Annotated in this window: 29 protein-coding genes and 1 tRNA gene; 11 read left to right on the top strand and 19 right to left on the bottom strand. The window is 60.2% G+C overall.

Annotation, left to right across the window (positions count from 1 at the left end):
- Nucleotides 1-2 precede the first annotated feature (2 nt).
- The 3 genes from ACK509_RS14195 to ACK509_RS14185 all read right to left on the bottom strand — a co-directional run bounded on the left by ACK509_RS14195 (nt 3) and on the right by ACK509_RS14185 (nt 1625).
- Nucleotides 3-266, bottom strand: coding sequence for a hypothetical protein (locus ACK509_RS14195; RefSeq protein ID WP_410767183.1), 264 nt, complete (start codon nt 264-266; stop codon nt 3-5).
- A 48-nt stretch (nt 267-314) separates the two neighbouring features.
- A complete protein-coding gene (locus tag ACK509_RS14190; RefSeq protein ID WP_410767182.1) occupies nt 315-1313 on the bottom strand; it encodes an ornithine cyclodeaminase family protein in 999 nt (332 codons plus the stop codon).
- A 66-nt stretch (nt 1314-1379) separates the two neighbouring features.
- Nucleotides 1380-1625 (bottom strand): hypothetical protein, encoded by a 246-nt coding sequence (locus tag ACK509_RS14185; RefSeq protein ID WP_410767181.1) that lies wholly within the window; start codon nt 1623-1625, stop codon nt 1380-1382.
- 225 nt (nt 1626-1850) lie between these two features.
- On the opposite strand from ACK509_RS14185, the gene ACK509_RS14180 reads away from it, so the two are divergent.
- Nucleotides 1851-3191, top strand: coding sequence for an MFS transporter (locus ACK509_RS14180; RefSeq protein ID WP_410767180.1), 1341 nt, complete (start codon nt 1851-1853; stop codon nt 3189-3191).
- A gap of 39 nt (nt 3192-3230) precedes the next feature.
- On the opposite strand, the gene ACK509_RS14175 is transcribed toward ACK509_RS14180, so the two are convergent.
- Nucleotides 3231-3647: a DUF3054 domain-containing protein gene (locus ACK509_RS14175; RefSeq protein WP_410767179.1), complete on the bottom strand. Its 417-nt coding sequence runs from the start codon at nt 3645-3647 to the stop codon at nt 3231-3233.
- A 21-nt stretch (nt 3648-3668) separates the two neighbouring features.
- Complete coding sequence (locus ACK509_RS14170) at nt 3669-4250, bottom strand: class I SAM-dependent methyltransferase (RefSeq protein WP_410767178.1); 582 nt, start codon at nt 4248-4250, stop codon at nt 3669-3671.
- 59 nt (nt 4251-4309) lie between these two features.
- Between ACK509_RS14170 and ACK509_RS14165 the strand changes: the two genes are divergently transcribed.
- Together ACK509_RS14165 and fen are read left to right on the top strand one after the other, a co-directional pair.
- Nucleotides 4310-4918, top strand: a complete 609-nt coding sequence (locus tag ACK509_RS14165; RefSeq protein ID WP_410767177.1) for a GNAT family N-acetyltransferase — start codon at nt 4310-4312, stop codon at nt 4916-4918.
- Nucleotides 4919-4972: 54 nt separating this feature from the next.
- On the top strand, nt 4973-5953 hold the full coding sequence (gene fen, locus ACK509_RS14160; RefSeq protein ID WP_410767176.1) for a flap endonuclease-1: 981 nt from the start codon (nt 4973-4975) through the stop codon (nt 5951-5953).
- Here the strand turns inward: fen and ACK509_RS14155 are convergent, their stop codons facing one another.
- The gene (locus ACK509_RS14155) at nt 5954-7306 is read right to left on the bottom strand and encodes an aminotransferase class III-fold pyridoxal phosphate-dependent enzyme (protein ID WP_410767175.1); all 1353 of its coding nucleotides are present in this window, start codon (nt 7304-7306) and stop codon (nt 5954-5956) included. It lies immediately after the preceding gene.
- A 216-nt stretch (nt 7307-7522) separates the two neighbouring features.
- Between ACK509_RS14155 and ACK509_RS14150 the strand changes: the two genes are divergently transcribed.
- Nucleotides 7523-8740 (top strand): AI-2E family transporter, encoded by a 1218-nt coding sequence (locus tag ACK509_RS14150; RefSeq protein WP_410767270.1) that lies wholly within the window; start codon nt 7523-7525, stop codon nt 8738-8740.
- Nucleotides 8741-8742: 2 nt separating this feature from the next.
- Here the strand turns inward: ACK509_RS14150 and ACK509_RS14145 are convergent, their stop codons facing one another.
- Entirely contained in the window at nt 8743-9030 is a 288-nt protein-coding gene (locus ACK509_RS14145) for a PadR family transcriptional regulator (RefSeq protein WP_390221268.1), read from the bottom strand.
- Nucleotides 9031-9248: 218 nt separating this feature from the next.
- On the opposite strand from ACK509_RS14145, the gene ACK509_RS14140 reads away from it, so the two are divergent.
- On the top strand, nt 9249-9527 hold the full coding sequence (locus ACK509_RS14140) for an amphi-Trp domain-containing protein (protein ID WP_410767174.1): 279 nt from the start codon (nt 9249-9251) through the stop codon (nt 9525-9527).
- 221 nt (nt 9528-9748) lie between these two features.
- Here ACK509_RS14140 and ACK509_RS14135 read toward each other — a convergent pair whose 3' ends face one another.
- Complete coding sequence (locus ACK509_RS14135; protein ID WP_410767173.1) at nt 9749-9895, bottom strand: hypothetical protein; 147 nt, start codon at nt 9893-9895, stop codon at nt 9749-9751.
- A 149-nt stretch (nt 9896-10044) separates the two neighbouring features.
- On the opposite strand from ACK509_RS14135, the gene ACK509_RS14130 reads away from it, so the two are divergent.
- On the top strand, nt 10045-10755 hold the full coding sequence (locus ACK509_RS14130; RefSeq protein ID WP_410767172.1) for a hypothetical protein: 711 nt from the start codon (nt 10045-10047) through the stop codon (nt 10753-10755).
- 41 nt (nt 10756-10796) lie between these two features.
- Nucleotides 10797-11036, top strand: a complete 240-nt coding sequence (locus tag ACK509_RS14125; RefSeq protein WP_410767171.1) for a flagella cluster protein — start codon at nt 10797-10799, stop codon at nt 11034-11036.
- Nucleotides 11037-11063: 27 nt separating this feature from the next.
- On the opposite strand, the gene ACK509_RS14120 is transcribed toward ACK509_RS14125, so the two are convergent.
- The 4 genes from ACK509_RS14120 to glyA form a co-directional block, all read right to left on the bottom strand.
- On the bottom strand, nt 11064-11573 hold the full coding sequence (locus ACK509_RS14120) for an NUDIX domain-containing protein (protein ID WP_410767170.1): 510 nt from the start codon (nt 11571-11573) through the stop codon (nt 11064-11066).
- Complete coding sequence (gene folD, locus ACK509_RS14115) at nt 11574-12467, bottom strand: bifunctional methylenetetrahydrofolate dehydrogenase/methenyltetrahydrofolate cyclohydrolase FolD (protein ID WP_410767169.1); 894 nt, start codon at nt 12465-12467, stop codon at nt 11574-11576.
- Nucleotides 12468-12567: 100 nt separating this feature from the next.
- Entirely contained in the window at nt 12568-12813 is a 246-nt protein-coding gene (locus ACK509_RS14110) for a hypothetical protein (protein WP_410767168.1), read from the bottom strand.
- A gap of 73 nt (nt 12814-12886) precedes the next feature.
- The gene (gene glyA / locus ACK509_RS14105; RefSeq protein ID WP_410767167.1) at nt 12887-14134 is read right to left on the bottom strand and encodes a serine hydroxymethyltransferase; all 1248 of its coding nucleotides are present in this window, start codon (nt 14132-14134) and stop codon (nt 12887-12889) included.
- 363 nt (nt 14135-14497) lie between these two features.
- Between glyA and tbsP the strand changes: the two genes are divergently transcribed.
- Both tbsP and ACK509_RS14095 read left to right on the top strand, forming a co-directional pair.
- The gene (tbsP, locus tag ACK509_RS14100; protein WP_410767166.1) at nt 14498-15325 is read left to right on the top strand and encodes a transcriptional regulator TbsP; all 828 of its coding nucleotides are present in this window, start codon (nt 14498-14500) and stop codon (nt 15323-15325) included.
- A 45-nt stretch (nt 15326-15370) separates the two neighbouring features.
- The gene (locus ACK509_RS14095) at nt 15371-17062 is read left to right on the top strand and encodes a YcaO-like family protein (RefSeq protein ID WP_410767165.1); all 1692 of its coding nucleotides are present in this window, start codon (nt 15371-15373) and stop codon (nt 17060-17062) included.
- Between the two features lie 160 nt (nt 17063-17222).
- Here the strand turns inward: ACK509_RS14095 and ACK509_RS14090 are convergent, their stop codons facing one another.
- The 3 genes from ACK509_RS14090 to ACK509_RS14080 all read right to left on the bottom strand — a co-directional run bounded on the left by ACK509_RS14090 (nt 17223) and on the right by ACK509_RS14080 (nt 19797).
- Nucleotides 17223-18362: a DUF63 family protein gene (locus tag ACK509_RS14090; RefSeq protein ID WP_410767164.1), complete on the bottom strand. Its 1140-nt coding sequence runs from the start codon at nt 18360-18362 to the stop codon at nt 17223-17225.
- A gap of 87 nt (nt 18363-18449) precedes the next feature.
- On the bottom strand, nt 18450-18917 hold the full coding sequence (locus ACK509_RS14085; RefSeq protein ID WP_410767163.1) for an Lrp/AsnC family transcriptional regulator: 468 nt from the start codon (nt 18915-18917) through the stop codon (nt 18450-18452).
- A 76-nt stretch (nt 18918-18993) separates the two neighbouring features.
- Nucleotides 18994-19797, bottom strand: coding sequence for an inositol monophosphatase family protein (locus ACK509_RS14080; protein WP_410767162.1), 804 nt, complete (start codon nt 19795-19797; stop codon nt 18994-18996).
- Between the two features lie 105 nt (nt 19798-19902).
- Here ACK509_RS14080 and ACK509_RS14075 point away from each other — a divergent pair, with 105 nt between their 5' ends.
- Nucleotides 19903-20172: a hypothetical protein gene (locus tag ACK509_RS14075; RefSeq protein WP_410767161.1), complete on the top strand. Its 270-nt coding sequence runs from the start codon at nt 19903-19905 to the stop codon at nt 20170-20172.
- 592 nt (nt 20173-20764) lie between these two features.
- Here ACK509_RS14075 and ACK509_RS14070 read toward each other — a convergent pair.
- From ACK509_RS14070 to ACK509_RS14055, 4 genes are all read right to left on the bottom strand, one after another.
- Nucleotides 20765-20965 carry a hypothetical protein gene (locus tag ACK509_RS14070; RefSeq protein WP_410767160.1) on the bottom strand — a complete coding sequence of 67 codons (201 nt, stop codon included), beginning with the start codon at nt 20963-20965 and terminating at the stop codon, nt 20765-20767.
- A gap of 301 nt (nt 20966-21266) precedes the next feature.
- A tRNA-Leu gene (locus ACK509_RS14065) sits at nt 21267-21350 on the bottom strand.
- Nucleotides 21351-21395: 45 nt separating this feature from the next.
- Complete coding sequence (locus tag ACK509_RS14060) at nt 21396-22058, bottom strand: high-affinity nickel-transporter protein (RefSeq protein WP_410767159.1); 663 nt, start codon at nt 22056-22058, stop codon at nt 21396-21398.
- A gap of 100 nt (nt 22059-22158) precedes the next feature.
- The gene (locus ACK509_RS14055) at nt 22159-22317 is read right to left on the bottom strand and encodes a hypothetical protein (protein WP_410767158.1); all 159 of its coding nucleotides are present in this window, start codon (nt 22315-22317) and stop codon (nt 22159-22161) included.
- Nucleotides 22318-22427: 110 nt separating this feature from the next.
- On the opposite strand from ACK509_RS14055, the gene ACK509_RS14050 reads away from it, so the two are divergent.
- Entirely contained in the window at nt 22428-22913 is a 486-nt protein-coding gene (locus tag ACK509_RS14050; RefSeq protein ID WP_410767157.1) for a DUF309 domain-containing protein, read from the top strand.
- Nucleotides 22914-22964 lie beyond the last annotated feature (51 nt).

The following is a 22964-nucleotide window of genomic DNA, read 5'->3' as shown; positions in this document are numbered from 1 at the left end:
ATTCAGGCGAGAACGAGAAGGACTGTTCCAAACACTGCGAGTGCTGCGGCGAGCGCGACGGGCAAGAGTGAGGTTTGTTCTGGTATCTCTGACCGGTCTTTCACTGTGAGCGTATAGACGACGGAGGCGACACACAGGCCAGCGCTGAGTGCAAGCAGTGCTGAACTGAATCTGAACCCCTCAGTAACGATTGTATAGACCGCGCTTGCACCGAACAAAAGCCCAGTGATGCCATACAAGAGATGGAAGAGAACCGTTCGGTCCATGCCCAAGTATTCAATTGAAAGACAGATATTGGTTTTGCGAACGACGAGTTATTCGCCCGTCAGCGACTCGCTCGCGGGAGAGAAGTCGATTGTCGTTCCCAACTCTTCCGCACGAGCCTTCTCGTAGAGCATGTACGCGGCGGCAACAGTCTCAATACCGGTTCCGCCGCTGTCGAAGACGGTAATCTCTTCGTCGTCTTCCCGCCCCACAACCGTCCCTGCGACCACCTCACCGAGTTCGGCGTAGATGTGGTCGTCGTCCACGACGCCCTCCTCGCGGGCGAGCAGGAACGACCCAGCGTCCATCAGGGCGCGTTCTCGCAGGTCGGGGACGTACTTCGCGCGCTCGATGGTCGTCGCGTCGAGTTCGCGCTTGTCGGGGTGGTACTGACCCATCGCGGTGACGTGGGTGCCGGGTTCGAGCAGGTCGCCATCGAACACCGGTTCGGCTGCCGTCGTCGCGGTGACGACGATATCTGCGCCTTCGACCGCCGCACCGCTGGAGGCGACAGCGGCGACGCTGGCGTCGAGTACGCGGTCCATCTCGCCTGCAAATTGCTCGCGGTTCTCTTTCGTCGGCGAGTACACCCAGACGCTTTCGAGGTCACGGACGGTGGCAAGCGCGCGGAGTTGTCCGCGGGCCTGTGCGCCGCTTCCAATGAGTGCGACCGTCGAGGCATCGTCGCGGGCGAGTTCGTCTGCGGCGACTGCGCCCGCGGCACCGGTCTTGAAGGGGTTCATGCTCGCTCCGTCGAGGAGGGCGAGCGGCTCGCCAGATTCGGCGTCGAACAGCGGCGTCATGAACCACGCATCTTCCGCGCCGAACCCGGCGGAGTACATGTACCCGCCCATCGCGCCCGTGTCGGGAAGGACCGCCGCGTAGGTGGTGAACATGCCCGGTGGGTCGCGGTTCAAGAGTTTGGTCCGTGGCTCGGCGGGTGCGCCCTCGCCGTGTTGTCGATAGCCCTCGCGGACGGCATCGACGTACTCGACTGGCGTGGCGAGACCATCAACGTCAGCACTGGTGAGGAATCGAGTGTTGGTCATGTGAGGGTTCACGTGACGAGTAGTGAAAACCCTGCGGGCCTCACCGAAAACAACCGACAGAAGCGCTTAATCCGCGTCGAGAACAGTAGGTCCGGGGCGTTCAGATGCCCCAGATGGAGAAACGCGACCGGGTGAAGGAGAGGGACTGGAAGGCCCATTGACAAACAGCGCATGTCCGGTGATGAGTGCAGCAACCCCTGCGGCCATCGGTACGGCCATCGATACGCTCAACCCGACGACGACGAGTGCGCCAGTGATGCCAAGGAGTGCAAGCGGAATGAGCCCAAGAATGTAGTCGTAATATCCGGTCATAAGATATCTATATGTACGAGAGTAAGTGGTATAATTCTTTCCCATAGCTCACTGATATTCTCGCTGTGGCTTCTGAATCACATTTCTATAACTTATGAGGTACAAAATCGCCGGACTGCAGTGGGTTGAACAATTCATATAATGGCCCATATAACACTCAAACGAGTTGTGAACGAGTTGTGAACAACTGCACCGCCCTCGTGGCACGGCCTGCCGCAACTCCACATGGTTATCCGTACTCGTGTCGTGCGAGCGCATGTGAACCGAAACGACCGCGATATCGTCTCACTGGTGATGCTCGCCCACGGGATGGTTCACACCTACGAACTGTCCATCCCTATCTTCGTCGCCATTTGGCTTCGTGAGTACACCAGCATCAGCCTCGGTTTCTCGTCTGTCGCCGTCACGACGGCATCTCTCGGGGTGATGACGGGACTCGGCTTTGCGCTGTTCGGACTGGGGGCACTCCCCGGTGGGATTCTCGTCGACCGACTCGGCTCGAAACGCCTCATCGTCGGGTGCTTACTCGGGATGGCTGGCGCGTTCGGCTTGCTAGCGATTGCACCAAACCTCACCGTCGTCGCGCTCGCGCTCGTTATTTGGGGTATCGCCGCGAGTGTCTACCACCCCGCAGGGCTTCGACTCATCAGCACCGGCGTGGAAGAACGCGGCACCGGATTTGCGTACCACGGCATCGCGGGCAACATCGGCATCGGCTTCGGCCCCTTCGTCACGGCACTCTTGTTGCTCTTTTTCGACTGGCACGTCGTCGCTGGCGTCCTCGCCATTCCTGCATTCGTCGCGGCTCTCGTTGCGACTCGCGCTGATTTCGAAGAACAGGCGGCCGTCGCAACTGCCGACGGCGGTGACGGAGACGACGCCTCCCCGGGTGTCTCCTCGTTCGGTGAGTTCGTCACCCAGTCCAAGCATCTCTTCCTCGGTGGGTTCGCAGTCGTGTTCTTCCTCGTGATGTGTTCCGGGTTGTACTACCGCGGCGTCACGACGTTCCTTCCTGACCTCATCGGCGGCGTCCTCGGCATCGAACCCGTTCCCATCTCGGAGTTCCTGCCCGCGTCGCTCGTCCCCGGTGACTCCTCGAACGCACCCACGCTCGATATCGAACTCTACGTCTACGCTGGACTGCTGACGGTTGGTGTCTTCGGGCAGTACGTCGGCGGCAAACTCACCGACCACATCCGGACAGAGCGCGGTCTCTTCATCGGATTCGGGTCGCTGGCGGTCATCGCCGTGGCCTTCATTCCGGTGGCGCAACTCGGCGTCGTCCCACTGCTCGTCATCTGCGCACTCCTCGGGTTCTTCCTCTTTCTCATCCAGCCACTGTACCAAGCGACGGTTGCGGAGTACACGCCTGCGGGCTACCGTGGTCTCTCCTACGGCTTTACCTACCTCGGCGTGTTCGGCGTCGGCGCACTCGGTGGTGCCATCGCAGGCTACGTCCTCAGTGTCGGTACGCCGAACGACCTCTTCTACGTCGTCGCTGGGTTCGGCCTGACGGGCGCACTGCTCAGCGCCGTATTGTTGCGAAGAAAGCCAGCCCCTGCCTGAGCAGGGTGCGTGGCGAGTTCGAAAATTCGATTCGGATTCTCAGACGAGACGGAAGTACACCGTTCGCCAGACACCGAGCGCGAGCGACCCGAGGACGAGCATCACGACGATGAACACCGGGTCGGCACCGCCTTCGAACAGGGGCGTCCAGCGAATGATACCGCCGAGGATGGCGGCCACCAACCACGACCGAATTCCGAGCGGGACTGCCGATTTCGCGGACTCGGCAGCACCGGGCGAGTAGGCACCCAAGAGCGGTGCGGCGATAGCCCACGCGACGAGGAAGGGAACTGCGGTCAGTACCCAGCCAGCGGGGTCGGTCGAGAGGTACGAGACGCCGTTGTGGTTGATGACGCCGACGGTCACGAGGAGGAAGATGACGAGGATGTCACCCACTGCGAGCGGGAGTGCCCCGGCATCGAGTCGCTCCTCTAGGAAGGACGTCGAAGTTGCCATACTCCGAAATTCGTCGCCCCCCTAATGGCTCTCCCGTTTTTTCGCTACGACCGTGAATTCGAATCCATCTTCGACGACTTCGGTCTCTAACTCGAACTGTTCGAGGAAACGCGTGAGTTCGCGTGGTGTCGAAAACGCCGACCCGAACCCGACCAGTTTCTCGGCCAGTTCGAGACCCCGACCGCGGACTGTCTTGGGGTTGAACTCTTGAACGACGAACACGCCACCTGGTTTGAGGACGCGGACGACTTCGTCGGTGACGGTGCGCTGATTCGGCATGTGGTGGAAGGCATCGACGACGGTCACGGCGTCGATAGACTCGTCCGAGAAAGGGAGCGAACGCGCGTCTCCCTGTACGCAGTCGAGACCTCGATTCGACGCTCGACTGAGCATTCCCGCCGACTGGTCGAAGACGAGTGGGTCGGAGACGGGAAGCGCCAGTGTCGCGCGTCCGGACCCGCCGCCGATGTCGATGACGCGGTCGAGTTCCACGTCGGCGCGGGCGAGTCCTGCCGAGAGTGCCTCGCTCTCTGCGGGTGGCATCACGATGTCATAGAGTGGTGCGAACCGGTCGAAGAATCGAACGTCGCCAGCGCCGTGCATGGGTATCTTCTCCAACCCGTCAGGGAAGGTTCTTGCGCGTCGCCCTCGTTCGCCCAGATATGGAGTTCGCAGTGCTGGGGTGGCAAACCGACGGCCCGCGACTTCGCCTCGACTACCGGCGATTTACCTACGCCGGGAAGTTCATCACGACGAAGACGGGGAAGGCCATCCTCCGCGACTCGGATGCGCCACTGCCGCCACTCACCGACGAGCGGCCGCCACCCGCAGACGGCCCGGAACACATCGGCGAACCCCGAGACGACGTACTCGCGGCTGTTGCGTTCAACGAGGACCGCACGGATTCCGACACACTTTGGATTCGCTACATCACGGTTCGACGTGACCGGCGAGGGGAAGGACTTGGGCCGAGACTCCTCGAACGATTCGCCGACGAAGCCGCCGACCACAGTTACAAACGACTCCGAATTGCGACGAACAATCCGTTCGCCTACGAGGCGTGCCACAAGGCGGGGTTCGGATTCACGGGGCGCGAGACAGGCATCGCCGAACTGGTCTTAGAACGCCCGGCAACGCGTCCAGCGAGCGTTTCGAAAGAAGACTACCAATCCGGGCTGGACCGCTATCGCGTTCGTGACCTCGGCGACGACGAACGCGCATTTTTAGCGGCTCGTGAAGGCGCAGGCCCACCGCTCGTCGCTGAGGAGTAGGCCACGACGCGACACTCGGGCGATTCAAATCCGTGGCGTGCGAACCCCGTCGCAATGGGAAATGCAGACCTTCGAAGCCTCGCCGCACTGAGCGAGGTTTCCTTCGACGACGTGGCCGGGAGCGTGGTCGCCGTCGATGCGCACAACTGGCTCTATCGATATCTGACGACGACGGTCAAGTGGACGAGCAGTGAGAAGTACACGACGAGCGAGGGCGAGGAAGTCGCCAACCTCATCGGCATCGTCCAAGGCCTGCCCAAGTTCTTCGAACACGACCTGCAACCCGTGTTCGTCTTCGACGGTGGGGTCACCGACATGAAAGACGACGAGGTGGCAAAGCGCCGCGAACAACGCGAGAAGGCCGAAGAGCGCCTCGAAGAAGCCCGCGAAGCCGGTGACGCAGTCGAGGCCGCCCGGATGGAAGCCCGTACACAGCGACTCACGAGTACGATTCAGGAGACGAGTCGTGAACTCCTCGCGTTGCTCGACGTACCGGTGGTCGAGGCCCCCGCAGAGGGCGAGGCGCAGGCCTCCTACATGGCTCGGAAAGGCGACGCCGACTACGTGGGAAGCGAGGACTACGACACACTCCTCTTCGGCGCACCCTACACGCTTCGCCAACTCACGAGCAAAGGGAATCCAGAGTTGATGGACCTCGATGGAACGCTGGAGAAACACGACATCACGTGGGAGCAACTCATCGACATTGCGATGCTCTGTGGGACGGACTTCAACGAAGGCGTCTCCGGTGTCGGCCCGAAGACTGCCGTCAAAGCAGTCAAAGAACACGGCGACCTCTGGGGCGTCCTCGAGGCTCGTGGCGAACACATCCCCAACGCGGACCGCGTGCGCGAGTTCTTCGTTGACCCGCCGGTCACCGACGACTACGATATCGACTCGGACTACTCGCCCGACGTTGCGGCCGCCCGCGAATACGTCACCGAAACGTGGGAAGTCGATGCCGACGAAGTGAAACGTGGCTTCGAGCGTATCGAAGAGTCGGTGACGCAGACTGGGTTGGACCGCTGGACGTAGTTAGGACACGTCCTCGATAGCGTCGAGGAGCATGTTCGCACCGAGGTCGATTTCGCGCTCGGTCACGTCGAGTGGCGGCAGAATCCGGAGAACCTTGTAGCCGCAGCCGAGCGTGAGTAGTCCGCGTTTGAACGCTTCGTCGTGGACGGCGTTTCGGCGCTCGTGTGTGTCGAATTCGACTGCGAGCAGGAGCCCTTTGCCGCGGACATCGACGACTGTCTCGGGCGCGCTGTCCCGAATCGTCTCTTTGAACTGCCGACCGCGGACGACGGCGTTGTCGAGCAGGTCGTACTCCTCGATTGCATCGAGCGTCAGGACGCCTTGCATCGAGGAAATGATGTCTCCTGCTCCCCACGTTGACGAGATACGGCCCGTCTCTTCTGGGAAGATATCTTTCTTCGAGATGGTTGCGCCGACGCGAAGGCCTTTTGCGGCGCTGATGACGTCTGGTTCCATCGGGTAGTGGTCTGAACCCCACATCTCGCCGGTTCGGCCCACACCCGTCTGAATCTCGTCGGCGATGAGCGTCAGGTCGAAGTCCTCGACGACGGCGGCGAGTTCGTCGGCGAACGCGTCTGAAGGGAATCGGTAGCCGCCTTCGCCCTGAATCGGTTCGACGATGACGTAGGACACTTCCTCGGCGTCGATGTGGCCGCGCTTTGGGTCGAGTTTCTTGCGGAGTTTCGACGCTGCCGATTCGGGGTCCGAAAAGAAGCCACACGAACACGTCTCGGGCGAACACGTTCTGTCGTCGCAGAACGGCACGTCGGTAATTCCCGAAATCTCGGGGTAGTTGCGCCGGTAGACGGACTTCGAGCGATTGAGCGAGAGTGCGCCTAATGTTCGCCCGTGGAACGCGCCTTCGAACGTAATTCCGTACTTCGCGCCGTCAGAGTTGTCGTAGCAGATTTTGATGGCGTTCTCGACGGCTTCAGCCCCGGAGTTCGAGAGGAACACGGTGTCCATCCCGTAGTGACTCGTGAGGTCGGTGAGTCGGTCCATGAGGGTGGCAGGGCCAGGGAACTGCTCCTCACCGGGAGCGGACCCGTCGCTCACGAAGAAGTCTTGGCCAGCGATTTTGGTGGGATCAACCAGGTCGAACTCCGCCATCGGCTCCAGAATCTTCGAGTTGTTGTAGCCGAGTGGTGCGGCCGCGACGTGGCTGGTGAAATCGAGAAGTACGTTGCCATCCACGTCGGTACAGAAGGGGCCTTCGGCGTCTTCTGTGATATCCCAGACGAAGTCGTAGACGTAGGTACTCGGTGCTGCGTGTTCTTTGTGGTAGGAGGCCCACTCTTTGGCACGCGGCCCGGGTAACGTCTCGACACGGGGAACCACCGTCTCTCGGTCCATGCGCCTCGCTACGAACACCCATGTGATAAGATATTCGTTGTCAATGGGGTAGATTCTGCCGTGCCACGGCGCAGTCGGGCGAAAATTTGCGGCCAAAGCGGGCGATTCGGCGTGAATGAATGCGCGTCATACATCTGTTAGGTTCGCGATAGTTTTTTCTCATCTCCCTGTCGCCGTGATAGTATGGCATTCCGCGACATCGACCGGTCTCGTGCGATGTGGTGGGTACTGGCCGCCCTCTTCGCTGGTGCGCTCGTCTACGTCGTCTACTCCTTTATCGGAACGGTCGTGTTCGGGTTGTTCATCTACTACGCGACGCGGCCGATCTACCGCCGCCTCAGGAGACGAATCTCTCCGCCGAGTCTCGCCGCCACGGTTGCATTGTTCGCACTTGCGCTCCCCGCGCTCTCGCTCGTCGTCTACTCTGCGACGATTGCACTGCGAGAAGGAGTGAAGTACGTTGACCAGTATTCGTCTGCTGAGACGCCAATCGACCTCACGGCGTACGGTATCAACTCAGACATTCTCAGTCGTATCGCCAGTCCGCAGGCGCTCTTAGCCTACGACTTCGAGTCGCTTCTGACGCCGAGTACGGTGTCGTCGGTGTTCGACTCGCTCGACGTTGCGACGAGTACGCTCGCCTTCCTCGGCATCGGCGCGGTCCACCTCTTTGTCATGATTGCGATTGCGTTCTACTTGCTCCGCGACGACCACCGTCTTTCGCGGTGGGGTCGCTCGATGTTCGCCGACGACCGCGGCATCTTCGAAGCCTACATGCGTGCGGTCGATACCGACTTCAACCACATCTTCTTCGGCAACATCCTCAACGCGATTCTCACGGGGACGATTGGTGTCATCGCGTTCTCGCTGTTGAACATCATCGCGCCAATGGGTGTTCGAATCCCTGCGCCCGCTCTCATCGGACTGCTCGCGGGCGTTGCGAGCCTCATTCCGGTCGTCGGGATGAAACTCGTCTACATTCCCATCGCGACCTATATGGGCATCCAGACGATGGTGTTCAACCCACCTGCACTCTGGTTCGTCGTCCTCTTTGCGGCTGTCTCGTTCGTCATCGTGGATACGATTCCGGACCTCGTGCTTCGGCCATACGTTTCCGGGCGCGGACTGCACACCGGCGCGGTGATGATTGCGTACACCTTCGGTCCACTCCTTTTCGGATGGTACGGCATCTTCCTCATGCCGATGATACTCGTGTTGGTGGTGAACTTCGCACGACTCGTCCTCCCCGAACTCATCGCCGGAAAGCCGATTCAGCCGTACACTGTCGACCCATCGTATTTCATCGAGAAGACGCCGGAGACAGAACTAGAAGAAGTCACGTCTGAAAACGGGAAAACCGCAGAATCGTCTGACGTACCGCGTCAGAACCGAGACCCTCGTTCGTCGCCCGAGTCGGGCGATGACGACGACTGAGATTACGCTTCGAAGTCTTCTGGGATGTAGTCTGCTTCCCAGTCTTTTCGCGCTTTGATTTCGCGTCGCCCACGTCGAGTCAGGGTATAGTAGTTGGTTCGGCGGTCACGCTGTCCCTTGTCCACGAGGCCCTTCTCGACGAGCGTGTCGAGGTTGGGGTAGAGACGACCGTGGTGAATCTCTTTCTCGTAGTAGGCTTCGAGTTCTTCTTTGATTGCCAGTCCGTGTGGTTCTTCGAGTCCGGCAATAACGTACAGTAGGTCTCGCTGGAATCCTGTCAGGTCGTACATCGGTAAAGTCGAGTCGTATCTTATTGTCTGATTAAAATAAATATGTCGCAATGGATTCGAGAAATCGGGGCAGATGGCGGCAATTACCGGGAAAAATTACTGTTTCCGGTTGTGTAGAACAAGTTACTAATCGGAGGGGCTGACTGTTTCGAGTGCTGGATATGTCCGACGATGGATGACTCCACTGTCTTATGTGCTCTCCCGACGTATGTTCTGGTATGCCTGAAGAAACTGTGTTCAGCACCGAATTGAAGGAAGACCGAAGCGCAGTCGCCGCTTACCTCCGTGATGTCGCCGACAAGTTAGAGACTGGCGAACTGACGCTTCGTGCAGGCACCCAAGAGAGTACGCTATCGGTTCCCGCGCGGGTTACGTTCGAAGTCAAAGTCGAACACGAGACCGACGCGACAGGTGCGATTCAAGAACGGAGCGTCGAGTTCGAACTCGAATGGAAAGAAGGCGACACAGACGGCGCTACCGGTCTGGAAATCGAGTAGCACAGAAAGGAAAGCAGGCCGTGCCGGAAAAACCCGGCACGGCGTGCCGCCCTGAATTGGTCCCCGCTGACGCTTCGGCCCTCCAAAGCGAAGCGTCACATTCCGCTACCGTTCGGTTTCACTTAAACATAACGACGAATGGCAACGATTGACAGTAAGACGAAATTTCTCGCAAGGTAATTATTTCGAGTGAAGAGAGTGAGAATATCCTCGTCGAGCGACTACATATGCTCTTCTTCGAGTACCCATCCGAGTGCCCGTTTGTAATGCGTCAGAAGCTTCCGAACGCCCTCGTGGCGCATGTCTTCGGATTCGAGTTCTTCTTTGAGAAACTCGTACTGCTCGCGGACTTCTGATTCACTTCGCATACCCAAACTCACACACGAAAGTATGTAGTCTTCTGGACTTTTGTTAGCTCGGCAACATTTTTTCTGTCGCTAATTCTCACGGGCGGGATTCACACCTTGTGTGCCCCCAGTGTCGCCGGGCTTTTGCGCCGTGACGGAAAAGAGGAGGTATGGAGATTCGAGGCGAACGGGAGTGCAAATCGTGCGGAAACCAGTGGTCGTACTACGAGACAGGGAGCGTCTCGTGTCCGGCATGTGGAAGCATGCGAAGCGTCGGTATCGGCGAGCGAGCGACGCATACTGCCTCGCAAGCCACCCTCGACCTGGCGCCGCACCAGACGACTGTCGCCAACGAGTCGATTCGTGCCGCGGCACCGGATTTGAAGTCTGACCTGCGGGAGTACGTTCGCTCGCTCGGCTTCATCCACGGTGGCGAACTCCTTCCACTGGACGATACGTCGCTCGTCGCGTACGAACTACTCCACGCAGTCGATGTGTTTGCCCGGTCGAACCGACCGACCGACGACGAAGAGTTCTACGTCCTCTCGCTGATTCGCGGGGCAAAGTCGGGCACCCGACCCGAACCCAAGGACGTTCCGTCCTCGATGGTCGATGCTCGCGGACTCGCGTACGCGCAGGGAGTCGAACGCTACCGCCGAAATCTTTCGACGTGGCTCGACTCGCATCCCGATACTGAAGCACGACACACCGTAGAATCGCTCGCAACCCACGTCAAACGCGCCGAGGCACTCGAAGGCGCACTTCCACTCGAAGAGTCGGAATCACTCGTTGCGGCCGCCAACGGCTTGTACACCTATCTCACCGAAGACGACCTCGACGCGCTCGCCGATGTCCGCGACAGACTCGAACGCCTGAGCTAATCGACCGAACGCTTTTGCTCTCGGCTCTCCCTTCGCCAGCAATGCAAGACACCTTCGACATTCACGAGGTTCGACACCGGGTGAAGATGCTCCGTGATACAGGTGCCACGATGGTCGTCGAAAACCGCGATGGCGTCGCGTGTCCAGCCTGCGGCGACGCATTTAGCGAACTCTTGATTTCGAAAGAAGCGAGCCACAGTTTCGATGTTCCCACCCAAACGAGATTCTGTGTTCACCACGAGACGGAGACTCAGCGCGTCCTGATTGCGACCCACCAGTAGAAAGAAAGAGGAGAAAGACTGGCCCGGTCAGTCCGAACCGAGATGCCGAACTAACTCCCGGTCGAGTGTGTCCTCCGGCAAGGTCTCGAACCATCCGATGTCGGTGATCGCTTCGTCTTCTAAGCCCGGGTCGTCGGTCAGTTCGCCCTCGAAATCGACGCGGTAGATGGCGAATCGGAACTCTCTGGAATCGCCGTTGCAGGTGAACGTCTGGTTCGTCACGCACTGAAGGCTCTCGACCGTTGTCTCCAGTCCTGTCTCTTCGTGCATCTCACGGACCAGTGCGTCCTTCCGACTCTCGCCAGGCTCGACACCACCACCTGGGAGAACCCACTGGCCGTCTTGTCGAACGAGTAACGTCGATTCACCGTCGGTACAGACTCCGGCGACGCCCCACGAGAGGCCACCGTCGATGCGTTCGACGATGGTCTCGAACGAGGATTCTGGGACCGTTCGGCTCGTTTTCCGACGAATTACGTCTTCGTCATCGACGTACCACTCACCGTCGATGTCGAGGTCCGGGTCGGAGTCTGCCATCTAGGGCAGGTCGACGTCGATTCCCTCTTTCTCGGCGGCGGCTTTGACCGTGTTCCAGAGGAGCATCGCACGGGTCATCGGTCCGACGCCGCCGGGAACGGGCGTGATGGCGCTCGCTTTCTCCTTTGCGGAGTCGTACTCCACGTCGCCGACGAGTTTGTAACCCTTCTCGTTGTCCGCATCGACGCGGTTGACGCCGACGTCGATGACGACTGCACCCTCGGAGAGCATGTCGCCCGTGACGAGTTCCGGCACGCCGACGGCGGCGATGACGATATCTGCGTCACGGGTCTTCGTGGCGAGGTCTTTGGTGCGCGAGTGGCAGACCGTGACCGTCGCGTTGCCGCCGACTGCCTTCTGGATGAGGAGGTTTGCCATCGGCTTGCCGACGATGTTGGAGCGACCGACGATGACTACGTCTTTGCCTTCGGTGTCTACGTCGGCGGATTCGAGCAGTTTCTGGACGCCGTGGGGCGTGCAGGGTTTGAAGCGAGCGTCGCCAGCGACGAGGCGGCCGACGTTCTCGGGGTGGAATCCGTCTACGTCCTTTGCGGGGTCGATCTGTTCGAGGACGGCGCGGTCATCGACGTGGTCGGGGACGGGCATCTGGACGAGGATGCCGTGGACGTCATCGTCTTCGTTGAGGTCGTCAACGACAGCGTAGAGTTCGTCTGCGGGTGCGTCAGGGTCGAGTTCGTAGTCGAACGCCTCGATGCCGACTTCCTCGCAGTCGCGCTGCTTCATCGCCACGTAGGTCTCGCTGGCGGGGTCTGTACTCATGAGTACGGTTGCGAGACCGGGTGTGACGCCTTCGGCGGCGAGGGTGTCGATTGCATCCGCGAGGCCGTCGCGAATCTCCTCGGCGACTTCGTTGCCGTCGATGATGGTGGTCATGGTCCAACAGGCGTCGGCAACCCATTTCAAACATTCGAATTCGTGAGTATTCTCCGTTTCAAAACAGAGTAAATATACATGTTTATGACCAAAATGACGGTCAGAATCTTAGCTTCCGCATTCGTGCGTGTTCAACAATCACGTTCGCTTCGCGCAGGTCGAGTTCGTCGGATGTGGTGTCTGATTCCATCGCGTCCTCCGTCGTGTCTGTGTTCGCCACTGTCTCTGTCGTCTCGGCAGTCGTCTCATCGGTCGGTGTACTCGCCCCATCGCCGTCTGCCGAGGTGCATCCAGCGAGTGCGCCCACCGTCACCGAGAGCGTGCCGAGGTACGTGCGTCTGCGCATCGACTCCTCACACTACGTGCGAGACGAACGAAAAAGCAGGTCGCTGGTGCGTTGCTGGTACGTTGCCGGTGCGTTACTCGTACAGCGGGTTCGCGTCGCAGAGTTCCTGTACGCGGTCGGAGACTTCGGCGAGTACGTCCTCGTCGTCGTGGTTGTTGACGACCTTGACGATGAGTTCGCCGACTTCGCGGGTCTCGTCTGCGCCGAAGCCACGCGTCGTGAGCGCGGGGGTGCCAGCGCGGATACCGCTGGGGTTGAACGCCGAGCGCGTCTCGCCCGGAACCGTGTTCGCGTTGAGGACGATGCCCGTCGATTCGAGCGCATCTTCTGCTTCGCCGCCCGTCAGGTCGGGGTGCGAGTCGCGCAGGTCAACGAGGACGAGGTGGGTGTCGGTGCCGCCGGAGACGACGCTGAGGCCGTTCTCTTCGAAGGTGTCGGAGAGTACTTTCGCGTTCTCGACGACCTGTTCGGCGTACTCGGTGAATTCGGGTTGGAGGGCTTCCTTGAAGCCGACTGCCTTGCCAGCGACGTTGTGCATGAGGGGGCCGCCCTGACCGCCGGGGAAGACGGCGCTGTCGATGTCCTTGGCGTACTCCTCGTTGCACATGATGATGCCGCCACGACCGGCACGGATGGTCTTGTGGGTCGAACCGGTCACGAAGTCGGCGATGCCGACCGGCGAGGGGTGGACGCCCGCCGCGACGAGGCCGGTGATGTGGGCGATGTCGGCGAGGTGAAGTGCGCCAACGTCGTCGGCGACGTCCTGAATCGTCTCCCACTCGACGGCGCGTGGGTAGGCGGAGTAACCCGAGACGATGATGTCGGGTTCGAACTCCGCGGCTTTCTCAGCCAACTGGTCGTAGTCGATGTAGCCAGTCTCGGCATCGACCTCGTACTGCTCGACGTCGTAGAGTTTGCCCGTGAAGTTCGCGGGGTGACCGTGGCTCAGGTGACCGCCGTGGGTCAGGTCGAGCGAGAGAATCTTGTCGCCGGGTTCGAGCATGGCGAGGTAGACGCCCATGTTCGCCTGCGTGCCGGAGTGGGGTTGGACGTTGACGTGTTCTGCGCCCCAGAGTTCCGTGGCGCGCTCGATGGCGAGGTTCTCGATTTCGTCGGCGTACTCACAGCCAGCGTAGTAGCGCTTGCCGGGGTACCCTTCGGCGTACTTGTTCGTCAGCGCGCTCCCTTGCGCTTCGAGAACCGCTTCGGAGACGTGGTTCTCGGAGGCAATCATTGCGAGTGTGTCGCGTTGACGCTCGACCTCTGCTTCGAGGGCCGCTGCCGCATCGGGGTCGACGTCGCGGACGTGGCTGTAGTCCATACGTACTATCCATGCGAATTACGGCATAAATGTGTCTTCTTTGGCGACGCCTGCCGCTGTTGTAATACATGAACTTGGATAGTTATGGCTATGCTACATAGACACAAATGCACGAACACGTAAACTCGATTTCATCACTGTGTTCTCACAGTCGTCTCTCGTCGTGATTCCACCCGTTCGGCAGTTCGCCCGCGAACCATCCCGATTGTTCACACTATAGTTTTCGCACGCGATTTTCGAGGTAAAATTTCATACGCAAGTCGCTCAATTCTCGAAAAATTCACTTGTTACAATACCCACTCGTTACCGTTCTGATTGCCGAGTTACGGTAATATTAAATATTTATCTGATGATAATCAAGGTATGGCTATTCGTTCTAATTTGCTCGCAGAGGGCGTAGAAGACATCATTAGGTCAGTTCTGGACTCGACAGACGAAGAGGTACTCGTCACCAATCCGACTGCCGACGTTATCGAAGGACTCGTCGATGTTGCAACTGACTTCGACGGCGACTTGCCAACGATTCGACTCGTCGCAGACGAAGCCGTCTTGAAGGAGGTTATGGACGACTTTATTATCGCGTCCAACGCGGCCGACCTCGTCGCCGAAGGAACCGTCTCGATGCGCACCGCGGGCGAAGAAGTCGAAAATACGCTCTTTGTCACTCCGAACTCCGTCGTCGCGCTCGTCGGCGCAGGCGGCAAAGTCGCTGGTCTCGTCACCGACGACGCAGGATTCGTCGATACAGCGTTCGACGCACACCGCGTGCGGTGGGACGACGCCCCCGAGTTCAAACTCCGTACGCCGCCGCTCTCTCGCGTCCGTGAGACGCTTAGCGAAGACATCGGTGACGACACGCGCGCCGACTTCGACGCCGTTCTCTCGTCGCTCACCTCCGCCCGCGGCAACGGCAACGGCCTCGACGAAGTGACGATTTCGCTCCTCGTCGCCGCCCGCAACGAAGTACTCCTCTACGATATCTCGAAGTGGGGCGAAGACGTCGGCATCGCCAGCAAGGCGACGTTCTCGCGCACGAAGACCAAGCTCGAAGACCTCGGACTCATCGCAACCGAAAAAGTCCCCATCGACGTTGGTCGCCCGCGCCTCCGCCTGAAACTCGGCACCGACCGCCTCGCCGAAGCAGACCGCGACGACCTCGCGGACATCGCAGAAGAACTCCTGAACGGATAAGCGAAGACCCGCCGCTTTTTCTCCCACCCGTCCGTCGAGTGGGGCATGATTATTGGACTCGCCGGAAGCGGTCCTGCCGCCGAGTCGATTCGCGCCGCGTGCGCCGATATCGACGCCGAGGTACAGGAGACCGAACCGGACGATTTCGACGCTGTTGACCTTGGATTCGTCGTCGCACCCGCAGGCAGTGACGCGTTTGCCGTCGCCGACGAATCTGCTGACCGATGGCTCGCAGTCGAAATCGGCGGCATCGGTGGCCACGCTGTCTCTGACCTCGACGCCGCAGTCTCTGTGTTCGACGCCGAGAGCGCACGATACCGTGACCTCCGCGGGCGTGTCGCCTCGACGACCGAATCCGAAGGCAGGCCATCGGGTGACCGTGCGGCAGTTCGGCTCGCCGGAGCAGTGGCCGGTCGGCGTGGGATTGCACTCTTGTCCGGCGCTGACGTCGCTGGGACAGTCGTCGAAGTTCCCGGTGCAGAGCGGTCGGTGTTGCCGCTCCCACTCCCAGAGGCGGGTTCGCGCGACCGGACACTCTCACGTGAGTTCCGGTCGGTCTCGCTCGATGACGCGATTTCACGCGCCGAACTCGCCGTGGATGACCGTGTCGGCGTCGTCATGCAGGTTGGTGAGCGCGAGTCGTTCCCACTTCCGTACTACGTCGCACAGACCGCGGATACGACGGCCTACGCCGACACTCGCGCCGCAGAGTTGGCAGGCGGTGCGGCCGTTGGCTGGGACGAAGCCTACATGAAAGCACTCGGTGAGGCACTCGAACGCTACTCGGCAGGCGTCTATCGAGCCAGCGAGTTCGCGGTTGCACCCGCGTCGAATCGTCCGAAGGCAGTCCCGCCAAGTCGATTCGTCCGCCCGGACTCCTACCGCGCTCCCGACCCACGTGAGTCGATTCAGTGGGTCGAAGGCGAACACCTCGAAACCGGCGAGACGGTGTCACTTCCAGCGGAATTCGTCCACTACCCGCCACCGAACGAGCGCCACAAACCCGCGATTACGACGGGTCTCGGACTCGGGAATTCCGGCGCAGAGGCGATTCTCTCGGGCCTGTACGAGATTGTCGAGCGCGACGCGACGATGCTCGCGTGGTACTCGACGTTCGACCCACTCGGACTCGATGTACAGGACGATACCTTCCAGACGCTCCGTCGGCGCGCTCGGTCTGAGAACTTGAACGTCACGGCGCTGCTCGTCACCCAAGACATCGACGTTCCCGTCGTCGCCGTCGCAGTCCACCGCGACGACGAGTGGCCGAAGTTCGCGATGGGTTCCGGTGCGAATCTCGATACGAACGCCGCCGCTCGGTCGGCACTCTCCGAGGCACTCCAGAACTGGACCGAACTGCGTGGGATGGGTCCCGAACAGTCCGCTCAGCAAGGCGGCGCCATCGGCACCTACGCCGACTTCCCCAAGAGTGCGCAGGAGTTCGTGACGCCCGATGCGACGATTCCTGCGGAGTCGGTCGGACCGGACGTGGACGGTGGGTCAGAAGCGTTGGAGACGGTCGTCGAACGCGTGGCCGATGCTGGCGTAGATGCCTACGCGGCACGCATCACGCCGCGCGACGTGGAGGCGTTAGGATTCGAAGCAGTGCGCGTCTTGGCTCCCGAAGCGCAACCGCTGTTCATGGGCGAGTCATTCTTCAGTGACCGCGCCGAGTCGGTCCCGCGAGAACTCGGCTTCGAGCCACAACTGGACCGCGAGTTCCACCCGTTCCCGTAAGCAGATTATTGATTTTTGAGGAGGCTAACAGCCGACACGCCTGCCCGCTCGGCGGTGTGTCGGACTCCCGCAGTCCGCCGAACGGTGGTTTATTGGAGGATACACCGTTTGGCCGCGGCTTGGGATATGAACCTTCGTCGGCGAAAACGAGACAGGGATTTTAAACGCCGAACGTCGCGCGAAGCATGTCACGTGTGCCGGGGCCGAGACCGACGGCGAGGACGGCGATGAGGAGCAGAATCGCATAGCGCGGACTGTCCTCGAATATCCGGTCGTCGAAGACCCAGACGACGAGTGTTGCGGCGACGAGTTTCACGAGGAGGAACGGCCACGCATCGCCCGTGATAGCGAGGATTCCGGCGGGAAGCGTCGCGGCCGTGAAGTCCACGACGGCTTGGTTCACGGGATGTTTGGCGACGAGGTTCGGCCCGGCACCGAGCGCGGTCATCCAGTCCAAACCGATGACGTTCGCAACGCCGTCCACGGCGTGACCCCAGATGATGACCAGACCGATGAGGCCCGTCCCGAGGTTGACTTCGGGTGCGAAACGTTCGACGAGTACCCACGTAATCGCAGCGGCGACGGTGGCCCCGATGAGGATGACGACGAGAACTTGTGGGTAGAACGTCGCGCCATTGAGTCCAGTCAGGCCAGCGTAGAGGAGATAGACGAGTGAGAGTGCGAGGACGCCGATACCAGCAGCGAACAGCGGTTTCACGTAGTCATCGACGAGTCCGTTGCGCTCTGCGGTGACGCTGGCGACGACGGCGACCAGTGTGATTACGAAGACGGTCACGTAGATGACCGGGCTGATGACGAGCGTGTTCAGCGGGTAGGTGATGAGCGTATCCGCGGCATTGGCTGCGTCGTTCACGTCCTCGATGACGCGAAAGGCGCCGCCGAAGAACATGAACGGAATCAGCGCGTAGAAGAAACGCGACTGATTGCCGATGTCGAGACGGCGTAAGAGGAACACCACGCCGGTGAGGGCGACGATGAGCGTGACCATGTAGCCGACTTCGGAGACGAGCGTGTATCCGGGGTAGGCGACCGGTTCGGCCGCGGCGACACAGGCGGCGGCACTGTCGAGATACTGGGTGACGCCGTTGGGTCGAATCGCACAGACCGCGGAGTTTGCGTCCGCTTCGACTGGTCCCCAGAAGTAGTGCCAGATAAAGCCATCATAGACGACGCGAGGGAAGGCAAGTGAGCCACCGACGAGGGCGACGAGAATGGCGACGACGCTGAGGCCCCACAATCGTTCGGGGCTGACGCCAAGTCGCGCGGCTACCGTTGACATACGCGAAACGCCGACGGCGGGCCTGTTTAGGGTTCCGGTATTTTGCACGCATAGAACACACCAACGAGCGCAGGTGAGTCCGCAGAATCAGTGTTCGTCTGGTTCGTGAACCGGCAACACCGGGTCGTCGTACTCGGTGCCGAGGATGACCATCGTCTGCGAGCGCGAGAAGCCTTCGAGTTCGGCGACGTGGTCGAACATCAGTTCGCGGAGGGCATCGGTGTCTTCAGCGTACACGCGGAGAACGACGTCCCACTCGCCCGTCGTCAGGTGAATCTCTTGGACGCCTTCGATGTCTCGGAGTTGCTGGAGGGCTTCTTTTTCGTGACCCTGTTTGACACGAAAGCCGACGAGTGCAGACGTACCGAGACCGACCGCGCGTGCATCGACGCTCGCGTGGTAGCCTTCGATGACACCGGCGTCTTCCATTCTCCCGACTCGGTCGTGTACCGTCGCACTCGACATGTCGATTCGGCGGGCTATCTCGCTGAAGGGCGTGCGTGCATCCTCCATGAGAATTCGGAGAATGGCCCTGTCTGTCGCGTCAAGGTCCATAGCGATTGTTCTTCAGGCGACGACTTGCACCTTGCGGATGGATGCTGCGTGTGAGTGACGGCGTCGTTGACGCTCGTCAGTCGGTCAAATCCCCGATGTCGCGGGCGGCCGCAAGCACGTGTTCGTGGACGTGTCCGTTCGAGGCGACCATGCCGTCGGCGTCGTGCCGCCACTCGTTCCCGTCGAGGTCGGTGACGGTGCCACCTGCCTGCCGAACGAGGTACGCCCCGGCGACCGAATCCCACGAGTTCGCCTGTTTGTTCGTGATGACGCCGTCCAGTGAGCCATCGGCGAGCAAGGACAGACAGAGTTGCATGCTCCCGTACCGGCGAAGGTCACCGAACCGAGAGACGATTGCTTCGGTGGCGGCGGCGTACTCGTCGCGCTCTTCGAAATTCCACCAAAAGGTCGGCACGACGGTACACAGTTCGGGGTCGGCGCGGTCGCTCACCGAAATTTCGTGGCCGTTTCGATACGCGCCCCGCTCGTCGGCGACGTAGAGGTCGTCGAACGCGGGGAGGGCGTTCGCGGCGGCGACAGGCTCACCATCGACGAGGGCAGCGACTGCGGTGGCCCACATCGGCACGTCGCGGACGAAGTTGTTCGTCCCGTCGATGGGGTCGACAATCCACGACGGACCGGATTCGGGGACGTCCTTGAGTTCGTCGTCTTCCTCGCCCACGATAGGTTCGTCGGGGAACGCAGTGTGAATTCGTTCGACGACGCGACGCTGTGCATCTCGGTCTGCTTGGGTCACTACGTCGGTTTTCCCGTCTTTCGTCTCCACGTCGATGCCGGTTCGGAAGGCTCGATAGGCGACTGCGCCGCCGTCGCGTGCCGCACGCTGGGCCCGGTCCGCGCGGGCGTCGAATTCGTTCATAGCGGTGGTTCCAACGCGAGTGGCCTATATCCATCGCCCATACTCGATGGCTTGAGGGATGGCGATTATCGGGGTTTATGCCGAGCCACAGCAAAGTAACAGTTCATGCCAAACAGTTCCGACATTCCGGATACTTTGTCGGAAACGCTCGTGGCGACGCTCAGTGAAGCGCGCGAAGGGGTCCGCTCGGGTGACGTTGCAACCGCCCGCGAGCAACTCGATATCGCAGCGCAAATCATCCGAAGTCAACTCCCCGAGTCGTCGGTCACTGAGACACTCACGTTTGGATTGACTGCTGTCGAGCGCACCGCCGCTGACGAACCGCTCGTCGCGTCGGAGTACCTTCGGTCGATGATTGAATTACTCGAAGAATAGCGTCCTCGCTCAGAGAGCGAATATCGAAGAAACCAGAAATCGCAATTAGAACCCGGACGGAAGACGTTTTCCACAACCCTCACGGCCTTTTTCGGTTTGCACCGACTTCCCGAACTCCGATTTCTCGTGGTCCGGTACTTGGCCTCCCTGCCACTCGCTTGCAGAGTGGTTAACGGGGTTGTTGCGGTTCCTCTTCGGCACTTTGACCTCGTCTTCCTGTTACGAAAGACTCGGTGTTCGTGTCGACCCCATTCCTCCCCATCTTGCGATGGGTACCATCGTCGACGCCTTTCACGTCGCCCGATTGGATTCGGTTTGGTCATCCGGTACGCCCTTGCGTTTCCGGCAACACTATAGTACGACGCTATACATAATGAACGTTTCTGATGGTTTCTGAGTAGTCAATATTTCCTGATAGTCTCGTTTTCGGATAGTTAGACTGTTGAGATAGAGAAGTACCGAACATCAGAATTTTGACCATTTGTCGGTCGTGAGTGAACCACTCTCGCTCAAAGACGCCCTTCTATCCGGCGATTTTCACCGGAAACGTGGTCTGTTGCTCACGAGTGACACGGAAGTGAAACGGGCGGGGTCAGTGTCGCGGCGGCGGGTGTGCCACGGCTTCGCGGATGGCGAACGCGACGACGCCGAGGACGATTATCGTCGCCACGAAAAACTCGATTGCTGGCAGACTGCCGGTGTTGACCCAGATGAGTATGTCCTCCAACTCCAAGAGGAGAAAGAGGAGCAGGATTATGACCACCCCGCCTCTGCCGATGTGGAAGTTCACCATGCGTGTATATGGGACCGCGACTTACTTTGCTCTCTCGGCGAGTTCGGTGATTGAACTAGTGTTGGGTGCGAGGGGAGAGATTTGAACTACCTGAACACGCTTCCTCACCTCCGGCGAGACTGCCTGTTCCATCGTTCAAACTCCTCCGTGTCGATTTCACTGCTCACTGTCGTTCGCAGCAAAAATGCGAGGGGAGAGATTTGAACCGCGGTCGCTATTGCGACACTCCGTGTCGCACGCTCCCTGATTCAAACCCCTCACAGGCGCACTTGACACTCCTCACGTTGTTCGTCGGTACAAGTGCGAGGGGAGGGATTTGAACCCACGGACCCCTACGGGAGCGGATCTTGAGTCCGCCGCGTTTTCCAGACTTTGCTACCCTCGCGCATCTGAGTGTAGGTTGGGCAGTCTGCTAAAACGTTCCGAAATGTTAGACGACGACGCCGACCTGTTCGACGACGAGCATCCCACCGACGGCGATGCCGACGACACCGGCCACAGCGCGGAGGACGCGCGTTCCACCGACTTCCATCGAGCGGTCCCACAGAAGCGACACCGTCGCCATCGTCGCAATCGTCAGGAGGGCAAATGCGCCGAGGAATGCAATCGCCTGTCCCATCGCAGGAGCTGCCGAGACCATCGCAATCACGAGCGCACCACTGCCTGCGAACCCGTGGAGAACGCCGACAGCGAACGACTCACCGTGAACGTGCGAGTGGTCTGCACCGAGCGAGATGCCGCCAATCGAGAGGTGTCGGTGCCTTCTATTCTCGTGTCCGTGCGCGCGAACCGTCGGGAGGTCGATTCCTGCCGCGCGAAAGAGCATTCGTGCCCCGAGAAGGACGAGAACTGCGCCGACGACGATTTCGAAGAGCTTCGTCACCGACTCGGGGAGTTGGATGCCGAGTGCGACGAACGCCAAACCGATGACAGCAATCGGAATGGAGTGTCCGACGCCCCACGATGCTCCAACGATTCCCGGCCGGTCGCTGTCGCCTTCGACCATCGTTGCAACTGCTGCGAGGTGGTCCGTCTCCAGCGCGTGCCGGACGCCGATGACGCCACCCGCAACCAGTGCGGATGCGAGTGCCATACCTCTGTGACTGGTGAGCGACCCTAAATAGGGCCTGAATCTCGTCGGGTCTGCTCGGCCTTCGGCTTCACTCTCTTGACGACTTCCCACCCAGCGGATGTTACCGACCGGGAGTCGGTCGCTTCGTTTCGAGATACGCGAGCAGACAGTCGTAGTTACAAAACGACCCCATCGAAATTCGCATCCCGCTTTGAAGCTCTTCGATGAACACTGGCTCGGACCTCTCAACCTCGTTGCCGCAGTAGGCACACTCGGTCATACGTAATATTCGGCGACGTGCCAGCATGAACCTCTGGCTTGCGCTGTCAGGTACACTTGGACCACCTTCGGTACCGATGGAATTACTGGCATTGCCGACGCCTGTAATCCATGGACGAACACACCCGCGACCCGAGTGTTGCCCCACCGCTCGGGAACCCGACGGGGTGGAACCAAGACCGACGGATGTGGGAACACGCTACCCTCCGGCGTGCGGTCGAACACGGTATCAGACTGTTCAACTCGAACGACTTCCACGAGAGTCACGACTGTTTCGAGGACGAGTGGTACAACTACGGTGCAGGAACCACAGAGAGCGCCTTTCTCCACGGAATGGTGCAGGTCGCCGCAGGCGCGTACAAGCACTTCGACTTTGAGAACGACGTTGGCATGCGCTCGCTGTTCGAAACAGCCCTCGAATATCTCCGGGGGACGCCCAGCGATTTCTACGGCGTCGATGTCGATGATATCCGCGACACGATGCGTGCCGCCCTCGACGACCCGGCTGCCCTCCACGGGTGGAAAATCAGCCTCGACGGCCAACAAGCGACCGCCTATCCAGCCGATTACGACTACGTCGACCATCTCGACCACTGAGTGCTGATTATGACATTCGGCAGAGAACTTCTCCCTCAGATGAATCTTAAC

The organism is Haloferax sp. DFSO60 (assembly GCF_046557615.1).
Taxonomy (GTDB): domain Archaea; phylum Halobacteriota; class Halobacteria; order Halobacteriales; family Haloferacaceae; genus Haloferax.
This window is presented reverse-complemented; position numbering and strand designations above follow the sequence as displayed.

What these genes read in the sequence shown, in the direction of transcription:
- ACK509_RS14185 (WP_410767181.1), bottom strand. Translation starts at nt 1,625, where the DNA reads ATGACCGGATATTACGACTACATTCTTGGGCTCATTCCGCTTGCACTC.
- tbsP (WP_410767166.1), top strand. Translation starts at nt 14,498, where the DNA reads ATGGCTATTCGTTCTAATTTGCTCGCAGAGGGCGTAGAAGACATCATT.
- ACK509_RS14140 (WP_410767174.1), top strand. Translation starts at nt 9,249, where the DNA reads ATGCCTGAAGAAACTGTGTTCAGCACCGAATTGAAGGAAGACCGAAGC.
- ACK509_RS14180 (WP_410767180.1), top strand. Translation starts at nt 1,851, where the DNA reads ATGGTTATCCGTACTCGTGTCGTGCGAGCGCATGTGAACCGAAACGAC.
- ACK509_RS14135 (WP_410767173.1), bottom strand. Translation starts at nt 9,895, where the DNA reads ATGCGAAGTGAATCAGAAGTCCGCGAGCAGTACGAGTTTCTCAAAGAA.
- ACK509_RS14165 (WP_410767177.1), top strand. Translation starts at nt 4,310, where the DNA reads ATGGAGTTCGCAGTGCTGGGGTGGCAAACCGACGGCCCGCGACTTCGC.
- ACK509_RS14130 (WP_410767172.1), top strand. Translation starts at nt 10,045, where the DNA reads ATGGAGATTCGAGGCGAACGGGAGTGCAAATCGTGCGGAAACCAGTGG.
- ACK509_RS14060 (WP_410767159.1), bottom strand. Translation starts at nt 22,058, where the DNA reads ATGGCACTCGCATCCGCACTGGTTGCGGGTGGCGTCATCGGCGTCCGG.
- fen (WP_410767176.1), top strand. Translation starts at nt 4,973, where the DNA reads ATGGGAAATGCAGACCTTCGAAGCCTCGCCGCACTGAGCGAGGTTTCC.
- ACK509_RS14145 (WP_390221268.1), bottom strand. Translation starts at nt 9,030, where the DNA reads ATGTACGACCTGACAGGATTCCAGCGAGACCTACTGTACGTTATTGCC.
- ACK509_RS14170 (WP_410767178.1), bottom strand. Translation starts at nt 4,250, where the DNA reads ATGCACGGCGCTGGCGACGTTCGATTCTTCGACCGGTTCGCACCACTC.
- ACK509_RS14090 (WP_410767164.1), bottom strand. Translation starts at nt 18,362, where the DNA reads ATGTCAACGGTAGCCGCGCGACTTGGCGTCAGCCCCGAACGATTGTGG.
- ACK509_RS14175 (WP_410767179.1), bottom strand. Translation starts at nt 3,647, where the DNA reads ATGGCAACTTCGACGTCCTTCCTAGAGGAGCGACTCGATGCCGGGGCA.
- ACK509_RS14155 (WP_410767175.1), bottom strand. Translation starts at nt 7,306, where the DNA reads ATGGACCGAGAGACGGTGGTTCCCCGTGTCGAGACGTTACCCGGGCCG.
- ACK509_RS14110 (WP_410767168.1), bottom strand. Translation starts at nt 12,813, where the DNA reads ATGCGCAGACGCACGTACCTCGGCACGCTCTCGGTGACGGTGGGCGCA.
- ACK509_RS14120 (WP_410767170.1), bottom strand. Translation starts at nt 11,573, where the DNA reads ATGGCAGACTCCGACCCGGACCTCGACATCGACGGTGAGTGGTACGTC.
- ACK509_RS14050 (WP_410767157.1), top strand. Translation starts at nt 22,428, where the DNA reads ATGGACGAACACACCCGCGACCCGAGTGTTGCCCCACCGCTCGGGAAC.
- ACK509_RS14150 (WP_410767270.1), top strand. Translation starts at nt 7,523, where the DNA reads ATGTGGTGGGTACTGGCCGCCCTCTTCGCTGGTGCGCTCGTCTACGTC.
- ACK509_RS14080 (WP_410767162.1), bottom strand. Translation starts at nt 19,797, where the DNA reads ATGAACGAATTCGACGCCCGCGCGGACCGGGCCCAGCGTGCGGCACGC.
- ACK509_RS14190 (WP_410767182.1), bottom strand. Translation starts at nt 1,313, where the DNA reads ATGACCAACACTCGATTCCTCACCAGTGCTGACGTTGATGGTCTCGCC.
- ACK509_RS14095 (WP_410767165.1), top strand. Translation starts at nt 15,371, where the DNA reads ATGATTATTGGACTCGCCGGAAGCGGTCCTGCCGCCGAGTCGATTCGC.
- ACK509_RS14075 (WP_410767161.1), top strand. Translation starts at nt 19,903, where the DNA reads ATGCCAAACAGTTCCGACATTCCGGATACTTTGTCGGAAACGCTCGTG.
- folD (WP_410767169.1), bottom strand. Translation starts at nt 12,467, where the DNA reads ATGACCACCATCATCGACGGCAACGAAGTCGCCGAGGAGATTCGCGAC.
- ACK509_RS14085 (WP_410767163.1), bottom strand. Translation starts at nt 18,917, where the DNA reads ATGGACCTTGACGCGACAGACAGGGCCATTCTCCGAATTCTCATGGAG.
- ACK509_RS14055 (WP_410767158.1), bottom strand. Translation starts at nt 22,317, where the DNA reads ATGACCGAGTGTGCCTACTGCGGCAACGAGGTTGAGAGGTCCGAGCCA.
- glyA (WP_410767167.1), bottom strand. Translation starts at nt 14,134, where the DNA reads ATGGACTACAGCCACGTCCGCGACGTCGACCCCGATGCGGCAGCGGCC.
- ACK509_RS14195 (WP_410767183.1), bottom strand. Translation starts at nt 266, where the DNA reads ATGGACCGAACGGTTCTCTTCCATCTCTTGTATGGCATCACTGGGCTT.
- ACK509_RS14070 (WP_410767160.1), bottom strand. Translation starts at nt 20,965, where the DNA reads ATGGTGAACTTCCACATCGGCAGAGGCGGGGTGGTCATAATCCTGCTC.
- ACK509_RS14125 (WP_410767171.1), top strand. Translation starts at nt 10,797, where the DNA reads ATGCAAGACACCTTCGACATTCACGAGGTTCGACACCGGGTGAAGATG.